The 12015-nt window shown below is 57.9% G+C and carries 11 protein-coding genes; 6 read left to right on the top strand and 5 right to left on the bottom strand.

The window, feature by feature from the left end; genetic code table 11:
- Nucleotides 1-45 precede the first annotated feature (45 nt).
- The 5 genes from M5B98_RS22285 to M5B98_RS22265 form a co-directional block, all read right to left on the bottom strand.
- A complete protein-coding gene (locus tag M5B98_RS22285; RefSeq protein WP_039769212.1) occupies nt 46-1209 on the bottom strand; it encodes a type III PLP-dependent enzyme in 1164 nt (387 codons plus the stop codon).
- 581 nt (nt 1210-1790) lie between these two features.
- Nucleotides 1791-2945, bottom strand: coding sequence for a betaine/proline/choline family ABC transporter ATP-binding protein (locus M5B98_RS22280; RefSeq protein ID WP_248743992.1), 1155 nt, complete (start codon nt 2943-2945; stop codon nt 1791-1793).
- Nucleotides 2942-3595 (bottom strand): ABC transporter permease, encoded by a 654-nt coding sequence (locus M5B98_RS22275; RefSeq protein ID WP_007953690.1) that lies wholly within the window; start codon nt 3593-3595, stop codon nt 2942-2944. Before M5B98_RS22275 ends, M5B98_RS22280 begins: the two co-directional genes overlap by 4 nt.
- A gap of 13 nt (nt 3596-3608) precedes the next feature.
- On the bottom strand, nt 3609-4502 hold the full coding sequence (locus M5B98_RS22270) for a glycine betaine ABC transporter substrate-binding protein (RefSeq protein ID WP_248743991.1): 894 nt from the start codon (nt 4500-4502) through the stop codon (nt 3609-3611).
- A gap of 21 nt (nt 4503-4523) precedes the next feature.
- A complete protein-coding gene (locus M5B98_RS22265; protein WP_170931630.1) occupies nt 4524-5213 on the bottom strand; it encodes an ABC transporter permease in 690 nt (229 codons plus the stop codon).
- Nucleotides 5214-5570: 357 nt separating this feature from the next.
- On the opposite strand from M5B98_RS22265, the gene M5B98_RS22260 reads away from it, so the two are divergent.
- The 6 genes from M5B98_RS22260 to M5B98_RS22235 all read left to right on the top strand — a co-directional run bounded on the left by M5B98_RS22260 (nt 5571) and on the right by M5B98_RS22235 (nt 11983).
- Complete coding sequence (locus tag M5B98_RS22260) at nt 5571-7154, top strand: peptide chain release factor 3 (protein WP_085608055.1); 1584 nt, start codon at nt 5571-5573, stop codon at nt 7152-7154.
- Between the two features lie 125 nt (nt 7155-7279).
- Entirely contained in the window at nt 7280-8515 is a 1236-nt protein-coding gene (locus M5B98_RS22255; RefSeq protein WP_248743990.1) for an MFS transporter, read from the top strand.
- A gap of 156 nt (nt 8516-8671) precedes the next feature.
- Nucleotides 8672-8929, top strand: coding sequence for a hypothetical protein (locus M5B98_RS22250; protein WP_085711822.1), 258 nt, complete (start codon nt 8672-8674; stop codon nt 8927-8929).
- A 482-nt stretch (nt 8930-9411) separates the two neighbouring features.
- A complete protein-coding gene (locus tag M5B98_RS22245; protein WP_248743989.1) occupies nt 9412-10413 on the top strand; it encodes an ATP-binding cassette domain-containing protein in 1002 nt (333 codons plus the stop codon).
- Nucleotides 10410-11201, top strand: a complete 792-nt coding sequence (locus tag M5B98_RS22240) for an ABC transporter permease (RefSeq protein ID WP_248743988.1) — start codon at nt 10410-10412, stop codon at nt 11199-11201. The genes M5B98_RS22245 and M5B98_RS22240 overlap by 4 nt, the downstream gene beginning before the upstream one ends.
- Nucleotides 11201-11983 (top strand): ABC transporter permease, encoded by a 783-nt coding sequence (locus tag M5B98_RS22235; protein ID WP_248743987.1) that lies wholly within the window; start codon nt 11201-11203, stop codon nt 11981-11983. The genes M5B98_RS22240 and M5B98_RS22235 overlap by 1 nt, the downstream gene beginning before the upstream one ends.
- The last annotated feature ends 32 nt before the right edge of the window (nt 11984-12015 follow it).

The raw sequence follows: 12015 nt of genomic DNA, 5'->3' as shown, positions 1-12015 counted from the left end.
AAGCCCATGACTCGTCATGGGCTTTTTGCATTACGGCATCGACGCTTACACGTAGAACGACTTCAGCGGCGGGAAGCCATTGAACTCTACGGCGCTGTAACTGGTGGTGTACGCACCGGTCGACAGCCAGTACAGACGGTCACCGATCGCCAGGTTCAGCGGCAGGCCGTACTTGTAGTTTTCGTACATGATGTCGGCGCTGTCGCAGGTCGGGCCGGCGATCACGACTTCTTCCATCTCGCCTTTCTTCTCGGTCCAGATCGGGAACTTGATGGCTTCGTCCATGGTTTCGATCAGGCCGGAGAACTTGCCCACATCGGTGTACACCCAACGCTCGACGGCGGTGCGGGATTTGCGCGCAACCAGTACCACTTCACTGACCAGGATACCGGCGTTGGCGATCAGCGAACGGCCCGGCTCCAGAATGATTTCCGGCAGGTCATCACCGAAGTCTTCCTTCAGGAAGCGAATGATTTCTTCGGCGTAGGTTTCCAGGCTGTTGGTGCGGGTGATGTAGTTGGCCGGGAAGCCGCCGCCCATGTTGATCAGCTTGAGGTGGATGCCGTCTTCTTCCTTCAGGCGCTCGAAGATCACTTTGACCTTGGCGATCGCCGCGTCCCAGACGCTGATGTCGCGCTGTTGCGAACCGACGTGGAACGAGATGCCGTAAGGCACCAGACCCAGGTCGCGGGCGAGGATCAGCAGATCCATGGCCATGTCGGTCTGGCAGCCGAACTTGCGCGACAGCGGCCAGTCGGCCGTGGTCGAGCCTTCGGTCAGGATGCGCACGTAGACTTTGGCGCCCGGCGCAGCCTTGGCGATGTTGCGCAGGTCGGCTTCGGAGTCGGTGGCGAACAGACGCACGCCCTTCTCATAGAAGTAGCGGATGTCCTTGGATTTCTTGATGGTGTTGCCGTAGCTGATCTGGTCCGGGCTGACGCCACGGCTCAGCACTTTATCCAGCTCATAGATCGAGGCGATGTCGAAGCTCGAGCCTTTCTCTTTGAGCAGGTCGATGATCTCGACGGCCGGGTTGGCCTTGACCGCGTAGTAGACCTTGGCGAATTCGAAACCGGCGCGCAGGTCATCGTAGGCCTGGGCGATCATCGCGGTGTCGATCACCACGAACGGGGTTTCCTGTTTGTCGGCGAACGCCTTCATCTTCTGAAAGGTTTCGCGCGCGAAATAGTCTTCGACCTGGATCGACATACTTGGGACTCCTAGTGGCAAACGTCGTTAATCAATGGGTGCATATGAACGTCCTCCGTATCCCCACTTTGGTTCGCCTACTTCCCAAGGCATGTCGCCGAAAGCAAAAAGGCCATGGGTCGTTGCCCTTGGCCTTGCTGTCTCGTCGTCAGTACTTGAGCCGGATGGATCGTTTCCAGCATGGACGTTCGGCGCGAACTTTAGGGCGTGAGGGGCCTGAGATCAACTAAAAATGTCGCGTTTTTGCACGCTTCTGACGTGCGTCGCGGATATCACTCTTTGTAGCCGACCGAGATGACGGTCAGATGTTCCACAATAATTTTCAGGTGTTAAAAATACCTGCACGTTCGATGCTGATGTGCGCCAACTCTCAGATAACTACGATCACTTCAACATCGGCGACGTTGGCCGCGAGAAGGGCAGGTGAGGGGGGATTTGCCGGTTGAAGCTGACAAGAACGGCCGGGTTCGGCGCTCTGGTGTGTTGATATTTCTTGCCGGCCCATCGTCGGCGAAAAAATCCCGGCCTTGAGGATCCGGTGGTCGAAAAAAAGGGCTGTCGAACAGCCCTTTTGCTTTTGATCAGGCCATCGCTTCGGCCGGCGACACGATATTGGTCTTCATTCCACGCGAACGACCCGAACTCAGGTACGCCGCAATCGACTCCTGGGTAACCTCGCCGAGGAACACTCGCTCGGCATCCATTACCGGCAACCAGGCACGATTGAACTCATACATGCGCGATAACAGGATGCGCAAATGCTCGTCGTACGCAGCCGTGGCGTTGAACTCACGCAGGAACTGCGCGCACGTACCGGTCTGACGATGCAGGTCGCGACGTCGCACATAACCCAGTGCCTTGTTCTCGGCGCAGGTGACCACCACGTAACGACGGTCATGCTCGTCCATCAATTCCAGCGCATCGGCCACCGGAGTTTCCGGGCTCACGGATGGAGCGTTGTCCGCTGCGTCTTCCGCCTTCACCAGCAGCAGGCGTTTGAGCGTGCTGTCCTGGCCGACGAAGTTGCTGACAAAGTCGTCTGCCGGATGGGCGAGCAGGGTGTCCGGGTGGTCGATCTGCAGCAGCTTGCCGGCGCGGAAGATGGCGATCTTGTCGCCGAGTTTGATCGCCTCGTCGATGTCATGGCTGACCATGATCACGGTCTTGTTCAGCGCGCGCTGCATCTCGAAGAACTCGTTCTGGATCATCTCGCGGTTGATCGGGTCGACCGCACCGAAGGGCTCGTCCATCAGCAACAGCGGCGCATCCGCCGCCAGTGCGCGGATCACACCGATCCGTTGCTGCTGGCCGCCGGACAGTTCACGGGGATAACGATGCAGATATTGCTTGGGTTCCAGCTTGATCATGCTCATCAGCTCACGGGCGCGGTCGTGGCATTTCTGTTTGTCCCAGCCGAGCAGTTTCGGCACCACCACGATGTTTTCTTCAATGGTCATGTTGGGGAACAGACCGATCTGCTGGATCACGTAGCCGATGTTGCGGCGCAGGGTCACCTCGTCGAGGTCGGTGGTGTCTTCGCAGTTGATCAGGATCTTGCCCGAGGTCGGCTTGATCAGACGGTTGATCATTTTCAGCGTGGTGCTTTTGCCGCAACCCGATGGCCCGAGGAACACGCAGATTTCGCCTTCATTGACGGTCAGGCTTACCGAGTCCACGGCTTTCACATCTTTGCCGTTGCTTTGGAAGGTCTTGCTGAGGTTTTGAAGTTCGATCATTTCAGGAGTCCTTTTGGAGTCAGCGAACGTTGCAGCCACTGCAAAATGAGGTCGGCGAAGATCGCCAGAAGACTGACCAGCAGCGCGCCGACGATCAGCATCGACATGTCACTGCGGCTGATGGAGGCGAGGATCAGCACGCCAAGGCCGCCGGCGCCGATGGTTGCGGCAATGGTCATCACGCCGATGTTCATCACCACGGCCGTGCGCACACCGGCGAGGATCACCGGCACCGCGATCGGCAACTCGACCATGCGCAGGCGTTGGCCGAAGGTCATGCCGATGCCGCGTGCGGCTTCGCGAATGCCCGGTTCGACGCCGGTCAGGGCGAGGTAGGTGTTGCGCATGATCGGCAGCAGTGAATAAAGGAACACAGCGGTGATCGCCGGCATCGGGCCGAGGCCCTGGCCGAACTTTGAGTAGAACGGCAGCAGCAGGCCGAACAGGGCAATCGACGGCACGGTCAGCAGCACCGTGGCGCTGGCCTGCAAGGGACCGGCGAGGCTCGGGAAACGCGTCATCAGGATGCCCAGCGGCACGCCGATGAGGATCGCCAGGCTGACGGCGATGCCGACCAGGGTGATGTGCTGCCAGGTCAGGTGCATCACCTGCTGCCAGTCGAGGTGGGAAAAGGCGTTCAAAAATTCCATGACTTTTCCTCCTTTAGTTCAGTGGGTGCTGGCGCAGGAAATCGGCAGCGACTTTCGATGGGCTTTCGTGATCGACGTCGACCCGCGCATTGAGCTGACGCATGGTTTCGTCGTCGAACAGTTCCGCCAGCGGCTTGAGTTGCTCGGCCAGTTGCGGGTGAGCGTCGAGGTAGGCCTGTCGCACGACGGGCGCGGCGGTGTAGTCCGGGAAGTAATGCTTGTCGTCTTCCAGCAGCTTCAAGCCGAAAGCGTTGAGGCGACCGTCGGTGGTGTAGACCAGACCGGCAAACACCTGGCCGTTGCGCAGTGCGGTGTAGACCAGCCCCGCGTCCATTTGTCGGATGTTCTGGCGGGTCAGGTTCATGTCATAGAGCTTGACCATGCCGTTAAGGCCGTCGGAGCGGTTGGCGAACTCGGTGTCCAGCGCCACCAGGTGATTGCTCTTGGCCTCGCTGCGCAGCACATCGTTCAACTGGCTGATGTTGCTGATCTGCGGATATTCCTCGGCTACTTTTTTCGGCAGGGCGAGGGCGTAGGTGTTGCTGAATTTCGACGGGGTCAGCCAGACCAGGCCTTTTTTCGCGTCGAGTTCTTTGACGCGGGCGTAGGACTGTTCGCTGTCGAGTTTTTCGGTGACATGGTTGTAGGCCACCAGCGACACGCCGGTGTATTCCCAGAGCATGTCCAGTTGCCCGCTTTCGTGGGCGCTGCGGGCCAGATTGCTGCCCAGACCACCGGTGATCTGCGCGTCGTAGCCTTTGCTGCGCAGGTATTGGGCGGTGATTTCCGCGAGCAAGGTCTGCTCGGTGAATACCCGGGCGCCAAGGCGAATCACCGGTTTTTCGGCGGCTTGCGCCAATCCTGCGAACAGCAGAACGCAGCCCAGAATCAAGCTAAGTCGTTTCATGAATATTCCTTTGCCGAAGCCTTAAGACGGGCGCAAACCGCGTTCCAGCCAGAGACGGCTGGCGAGGGTGACCACGCCATCGAGCAGCAGGGCCAGCAGCGCGGTGCACGCAGCGCCGAGCAGCAGTTGCGGCTGATTGTTCAGGGCGATGCCGGGGAAGATCAGGCTGCCGAGGCTGTTGGCGCCGATCAGAAACGCCAGCGGCGCCGTACCGACATTGATCGCCAAAGCCACCCGCACACCGCCGACGATGATCGGCACGGCGTTGGGCAATTCGACCTGCCACAACACCTGGCGCGGGGTCATGCCGATGCCGGTGGCGGCTTCTTTCAGCGAGCCCTGGACGTTTTTCAGGCCTTCGTAGGTGTTGCGCACAATCGGCAAGAGCGAGGCGAGGAATAAAGCGAAGATCGCCGGACCACTGCCGATGCCAAGAATCCCCAGGGCAATCGCCAGTACGGCCAGCGGTGGTACGGTGTTGCCGATGTTGAAGATCTGCATGAAGCGTTCGGCGCGGCCGACCATGGTCGGGCGGCTCAGGAAGATACCGGCGGGGATGCCCACGACAAGGGCGGCCAGCATTGAAGCGAGGACGAGAATCAGATGAGCTTGCAGGTAAAACAACAAATCGTCGCGGTAGTGTTCGATCGTGTTGATGCCGATCCAGTGGACCAGCAGGGCCAGGAGCGCGATCACCACCGCACCTCCCATCAGCCCTTTGCCATAGCGGATAGCCACAGGCGGACTCCTTTTTTATAGTCGGCGGACGCTGTCCCGAGTGGCATGCCATGCCTGGCTGCCGGGAGTGAACGTTCGCGAGAAGCAGCTCCCCCAGCACCGGCGAAAAGCGGTCTGAAAGCGAGCCATGAGCGCAGCCTCGTCAGGCTAACTTGCTGATTTTTCAGCCCCTGACGAAAAGTCGTAACAGGGGATGGACGTCTCCGTGCTTTAAAAGGTTCCCATCTGAGGCAGCATTTGGCCACCCTTAATGTGCTCAACGGTTCGGTTATTGTCTTGACTTGGGCTATAATCGCGGCCCTTTTTTGAATCACCGCCAGGCGATTTCCCATGACCAGACAGGCCGCCGAAGTCGCGAAACGCCGCACTTTCGCCATTATTTCCCACCCCGATGCCGGTAAAACCACGATCACCGAAAAGCTCCTGTTGATGGGCAAGGCGATTGCAGTGGCCGGTACGGTGAAATCCCGTAAATCCGACCGCCATGCGACATCCGACTGGATGGAGATGGAGAAGCAGCGGGGTATTTCCATTACCACGTCGGTCATGCAGTTCCCGTATCGCGAACACATGATCAACCTCCTCGACACCCCGGGCCACGAAGACTTCTCCGAAGACACCTACCGCACACTGACCGCGGTGGACTCGGCCCTGATGGTTCTCGACGGCGGTAAAGGTGTAGAGCCACGGACCATCGCCCTGATGGATGTCTGCCGTCTGCGTGACACGCCGATCGTCAGCTTCATCAACAAACTCGACCGTGACATCCGCGACCCGATCGAACTGCTCGACGAGATCGAAGCCGTTCTGAAGATCAAGGCTGCGCCGATCACCTGGCCGATCGGTTGCTACCGTGACTTCAAGGGCGTGTACCACCTGGCGGACGACTACATCATTGTCTACACCGCCGGTCACGGTCACGAACGTACCGAAACCAAGATCATCGAGAAGCTTGATTCCGACGAAGCCCGCGCCCACCTCGGTGACGAGTACGACCGCTTCCTCGAACAGCTGGAACTGGTGCAGGGCGCCTGCCACGAGTTCAACCAGCAGGAGTTCATCGACGGTCAGCTGACCCCGGTGTTCTTCGGTACCGCACTGGGCAACTTCGGTGTCGATCACGTCCTCGACGCCGTGGTCGACTGGGCGCCGCGTCCGCTGCCACGGGTGGCCAACGAGCGCACCGTGGAGCCGGTGGAAGAGAAGTTCTCGGGCTTCATCTTCAAGATCCAGGCGAACATGGACCCGAAACACCGCGACCGCATCGCCTTCATGCGTATCTGCTCCGGCAAGTACGAGAAAGGCATGAAGATGCGCCACGTGCGTACCGGCAAGGACGTGCGCATCGGCGATGCCCTGACGTTCTTCTCCTCCGAGCGTGAACAGCTGGAAGAGGCGTACGCCGGCGACATCATCGGTCTGCACAACCACGGCACGATCCAGATCGGCGACACCTTCAGCGAAGGCGAAACCCTGGGCTTCACCGGTATCCCGCACTTCGCCCCGGAACTGTTCCGCCGCGTACGCCTGCGCGATCCGCTGAAATCCAAGCAACTGCGCCAGGGCCTGCAACAGCTGGCCGAAGAAGGCGCGACCCAGGTGTTCTTCCCGGAGCGCAGCAACGACATCATCCTCGGCGCCGTCGGTGTGCTGCAGTTCGATGTGGTCGCCAGCCGCCTGAAAGAGGAATACAAGGTCGAGTGCTCCTACGAGCCGATCACCGTGTACTCCGCGCGCTGGATCGAATGCAGCGACAAGAAGAAGCTTGAGGAATTCTCCAACAAGGCTGTGGAAAACCTCGCGCTGGACGGCGGCGGTCACCTGACCTATCTCGCCCCGACCCGGGTCAACCTGGCCCTGATGGAAGAGCGCTGGCCGGACGTGAAATTCCGTGCGACCCGTGAGCACCACTAAGCGCTGATTGGTGACACCCGAAGCCCACTGTGAAAACAGTGGGCTTTTTTTTGCCTGTTGATTGAGTATGGGCAGATTCTTTTGGTTCAGGTCGCGTGCCTGGCTGATCAAGGAGGGATCAATCGATGATGGGGCGGCTCGTCCATCTGCTTCGTCCGAATGGCTATTTCAGCCTGATGGCCTGGGTACTCGCGGCGCTGTTGTTCATCAATCGCCTGAGCAGCATGGTCAAGTTGTTCATGGCGTTGTATCTGCGTCAGGAGCTGGGTTTCGCCATCGAGACCGTTGGCTGGCTGTTGGCGGCGTATGGCGGCGGGTTGTTGATCGGTTCGATGCTGGGCGGCTTGCTCAGCGACCATATCCGCACCGCGCGGCTGACGGCGGCGCTGTTCTTCGTTTCAGCCTGGGTGCTGCTCGGGCTCGGGCTGGTGACACAGATGTGGTTGCTGGCCGGCTTGCTGTTGCTCAGCGGTACGATCGACGGCGCGATCCGGACGCTGCATCAACGCCTGATCATGGAATATTGCGAGGTTGCCCAGCGCCCGCGCGCCCAGGCCCTGAGCCGTATCGCGCGAAATCTCGGGATGGCCGCCGCCGGCATCGCGGGCGGTGTCCTGGCGCAGACGGATTTTCGCTGGGTGTTCTTCATCAGTGCGGCGCTGACGCTGGTGGCGCTGCTCTGGTTTGTCCGCACGACCTGGCGGCGAACGGTGCTGATCGCGGACGAAGCGCCAGAGGCGCAGACCGGCTCAGGCCTGCCATACCGCGACAAACCCTTTCTCTGGCTGCTGGCGGCGACCGTCCTGCTCGGCATGGCGTTCGACACCGTTTACAGCACCCTCGGCAACTATCTGCGCGACTACTATCGCTTGAGTACCGAGGCCATCGGCTGGCAGTTCGCAATCAACGCGGTCCTTGTCGTGGCGTTGCAGATTCCAATCTCGCATTGGGGCGAACGCTGGGGCTCGCGGCGGCCCTTGATCGCCGGTTGTGTGCTGCTGGCGCTCGGGCTCGGCATGCTGCCACTGGGTTCCGGGCTGTTTTATGCGTGCCTGTCGACGGTGGTCTGGACGCTGGGGGAGGCGCTGTTCATGCCGCCGCTGAATGTGCTGGTCATGCAGCATGCGCAAAGCGGCAAAAGTGGCCAGTACTTCGGTCTGTTCTTCATGGCCTGGAGCGCGAGTGCGCTGCTGTCGCCGGTGCTCAGCGGACAGCTTTACGGGCAATTCGGAGGGCACAGCGTCTGGGTGGCCAGTGCGGCGCTGGCACTGCTGTCGGTCCCGCTGGTTTGTCTGGCGACCCGTTTGCGCGTCTCGGCCAGCCAGCCCGTGCAAACCCGCAAGGCCGCCTCGCTTAGTTGATCCGGTTATGGGGATTATTCGAAAGCGGTCTGTCCAGCCATGGCATTTCCAGGCATTGGTTAGCGTCCTATCTGGTGAACCCGGCTGATCGGAACTAGATTTTATTCAGCGCCGGACCGGCACTCTGGCTTCAACCACGAAAGGATGGAAACGCTTATGAGCATTTTTCAACGCATAGTGTTGTTGCTTAAGGTTTTGGTGATGCTGACGCTTGGCACCACGGCGGCGTGGGCGAGCAGCGCGGCGCCTGCACAGGGCTTCAATGCGGCCCAGGGGCACGCGGGTGTGATCATGCTCGCCAAGTCCGAATCCGAACCCGGTGATCAGGATCAGGGTGGCAGCAAGGACGATGACGACTCGACCACCGACGAGCCGGACACCGATGATCCGGACGATGGCGACAGCCAGACATAGATCTCAGGCCAAAGCCCCCCCCTCTCCCCTGATCGATGCACAAACGAGGGAGAAGGGGGGTATCAGGGGATCGAAAAATCATGTCGTAGGATTTATCTGTCCGGCTTTTCCCTGTCATTCGTAGTTCCACTCTTCTTTTGCATGACCAGGTGTTTTGCTCTCGACGCTCAAGTCACAATCGATTAGTTTCAAGCCGCCGGCCAATACTTGAAAAAGCAAAGAACCGCGGACTAGAGCGTTGCGCGCTACTTTCATCGACGCTGATGTCTTTAGGCCATAACTTTGCACGGGACAGTTAGTTCCGCGTTTGCTGGCTCATTGATAAGCCGGCGCTGCGAATTCAAATTTTAAATGTGTAATAACGTTTCTTGACGGCTCGGATCGGTGCGTGATATTCAAGCCGGCGTTGAAACGATATGCGCAATGGATAGCTCATTTTCTTCAAGGTCTCGCACGCAATGGATTGTATTAGTGTAAAAAACTTGTCCAAGACTTACCTGATAAAAGAGCGCTCCGAGGGGCCGTTGGGTTGGTTGACAACTCTTGTATCTCCCAGGACTTCCGAAAAGACTGCAGTCGACGATATTTCATTTACTGTCAGGCAGGGTGAGGTTGTCGGTTTTCTCGGTCCGAATGGTGCGGGTAAAACCACGACCCTGAAAATGCTGTCGGGCCTGCTCTATCCAACTGTCGGGCAAATATCGGTTCTGGGTTATAAGCCGCAGCTGCGTAGTAAGGAATTTCTCAAGTCTATCTCGCTGATCATGGGGCAACGTCAACAGTTGATCTGGGACTTGCCGGCGATGGAAACTTTTCGGCTGAATCAGAAGATATTTGAAATCCCCGATGAGCAGTTCAAACAGACTTACGGTTATCTGGATGAGTTGCTTCAAGTGTCGAAGCTGGCCCAGGCGCCGGTGCGAACCCTGTCGCTTGGCGAGAAAATGAAGTGTGAATTGGTCGCATCGTTACTGCACGATCCCAAGGTTCTTTTTCTCGATGAGCCTACTATCGGGCTCGATGTCGGTGTGCAGAAAATAGTCAGGTCATTTATTCGGGATTACAGTCGCGAGCGCAATGTAAGCGTATTGCTGACCTCTCATTACATGCAGGATATCGAAGCCCTGTGTGAGCGAGTCGTTGTCGTATCCGATGGCCGGATATCCTTCGATGACACCCTGGAGTCCCTGCGCAAACGCATGTCGGACCACCGTATCATCACCGTGGAATTGTCCGAAGCAATCATGGCTTCGGCACTTGGTCAATACGGTCTGGTGCGCTCTGTGGACGGTTTTGTGCACGAGCTGCTGGTGCCGGGCGCAGAGGTGGTGGGCGTTTGCTCGCGGGTTCTGGCCGAGCAACCGGTCATCGATATTTCCATTGGTGATCCACCGATCGAAGAGGCTCTGCTGAAGTTGTTCATGGCCTCCCGGGCCGATGCCGGTCAAAAGGTCGAGGGTGCACCCGGGGAGTGTGTCGCGTGAGCCGGTTTGCCATGAAAGTTGCGGGAGTTGCACGCACGGCCATTCGCCGCAAGGTTGCCCATCGCGCAGAGCTGTTTGTATTGGTGCTGGCTTCTCTGGTGCCGTTGTTCATGATGGTCATCTGGATGGGGATTGCAAAAGATGCCGCACTGGAAGGATTCACACCGGCAAAGTTTGCTGCCTACTTTGCGCTGGTGTTTCTGGTCGGTGAAATCGTCTCCAGTACCGCTGCCGAAGAAGTAGAAAATGACATTCATTCAGGGGATATCGGCAGTCTTCTGTTGAAACCGTTCAATATCGCCCTCTATTACTTTCTGAGTGAAATGGCTTCGGCGATGGTCAGGGTCATTCCCATATTTTTCCTGGTGGCTGGAGTATTCCTGTTTTCCGAAGCGGGTAACTATCTGCATTTGAGCTATCTGCTTCCGGCAATGCTCGGGGTCATACTTGGGTTTGCGATCAACTATTTGCTCTATTTTATTGGCGGGCTTGCGGCGTTCTGGTCCGACCAGGCAAGTGCTTTCGACCTGGTGTTGACTTACATGCTTACTTTGTTTGGTGGTGTTCTCGCGCCCTTGACGCTTTATCCTGGATGGATGCAATCGGTACTTGAGTGGTCACCCTTTCCTTATATTATCAACTTCCCCATTCGCATCATTATGGGCGAGTTGACTGGCGAACAGCTGGTCAGCGGGTTGATGTTTCAAGTTGTGCTGGTTGTTGCACTTTCGTTGTTGGCTCATCTGATTTGGGCCAAAGGTGTAAAACGTTATTCGGTGTTCGGATAATGAAGACGCTGAGCGCAGTCAAGGCGCTTCTAACTGCAAGGTTGCAGGCCAACATGAAAGATCGCGTTCCGGTCTTTGTCAGTCTGCTCAATACTGCTTTATTGGGATTGTCCGTTTATGTCGTGATCGAGATCTTCTTTGGCAATGTCGAGACGATTGGCGGCTGGAACAAACAACAGTCAATTGTGCTGTACGGCGCATTCATCCTTATTCGCTCCTTTGTACAGATGGTGGTATTGCCCAACTGCGAGGCCGCCTCGAAGTTGATCATCAGCAAATCCATTGATACTTATCTGTCGAAGCCGGTAGATGTCCAAACCATTCTGGCCTTTGGGCAGTTGCGCCTCTGGCATATCTTCGGCGTCATTCTGGGGTTGGGATTGATGCTGGGCGGAAGCCATGCACAAGGGCAACTGACGCTTCAGACGGTCGGCGCCTTCTTCGTCTTCATGTTATTGGCGTGCGCGCTGGTGTATTCGGTCTGGTTCAGTATTGCCAGCCTGGCGTTCTGGACCAAGAAGACCGGAAACATTTCCCACCTGCTGTTCATGTTTTTGACCACCGGCCGGTTCCCGTCCGGCGCGTATCCCGAGTGGATCCAGGTCGTGATCATGACCGTAGTGCCTGTCTTTTTCATCATGGAAGTGCCCGCGCAATCAGCGATGGGGATGACGACGGGGCGGTCTTTGGCGGGCGCTGTGCTGGCGACCCTGGCCTTCTTGCTGTTGTCTCGGTTTCTCTGGCACCGGGGGGTCAGGAAATACCTTCGAGAGGGCGCCTGATACACAGAAACACCGAAATTTAGACCATAAGA

The organism is Pseudomonas sp. MWU12-3088, assembly GCF_023242405.1.
Taxonomy (GTDB): Bacteria; Pseudomonadota; Gammaproteobacteria; order Pseudomonadales; family Pseudomonadaceae; genus Aquipseudomonas; species Aquipseudomonas kribbensis.
This window is presented reverse-complemented; position numbering and strand designations above follow the sequence as displayed.

Excerpts from the sequence above, each read along its gene's own strand:
- M5B98_RS22255 (WP_248743990.1), top strand. The coding sequence starts at position 7,280 with ATGATGGGGCGGCTCGTCCATCTGCTTCGTCCGAATGGCTATTTCAGC.
- M5B98_RS22260 (WP_085608055.1), top strand. The coding sequence starts at position 5,571 with ATGACCAGACAGGCCGCCGAAGTCGCGAAACGCCGCACTTTCGCCATT.
- M5B98_RS22250 (WP_085711822.1), top strand. The coding sequence starts at position 8,672 with ATGAGCATTTTTCAACGCATAGTGTTGTTGCTTAAGGTTTTGGTGATG.
- M5B98_RS22285 (WP_039769212.1), bottom strand. The coding sequence starts at position 1,209 with ATGTCGATCCAGGTCGAAGACTATTTCGCGCGCGAAACCTTTCAGAAG.
- M5B98_RS22280 (WP_248743992.1), bottom strand. The coding sequence starts at position 2,945 with ATGATCGAACTTCAAAACCTCAGCAAGACCTTCCAAAGCAACGGCAAA.
- M5B98_RS22275 (WP_007953690.1), bottom strand. The coding sequence starts at position 3,595 with ATGGAATTTTTGAACGCCTTTTCCCACCTCGACTGGCAGCAGGTGATG.
- M5B98_RS22265 (WP_170931630.1), bottom strand. The coding sequence starts at position 5,213 with ATGGGAGGTGCGGTGGTGATCGCGCTCCTGGCCCTGCTGGTCCACTGG.
- M5B98_RS22235 (WP_248743987.1), top strand. The coding sequence starts at position 11,201 with ATGAAGACGCTGAGCGCAGTCAAGGCGCTTCTAACTGCAAGGTTGCAG.
- M5B98_RS22270 (WP_248743991.1), bottom strand. The coding sequence starts at position 4,502 with ATGAAACGACTTAGCTTGATTCTGGGCTGCGTTCTGCTGTTCGCAGGA.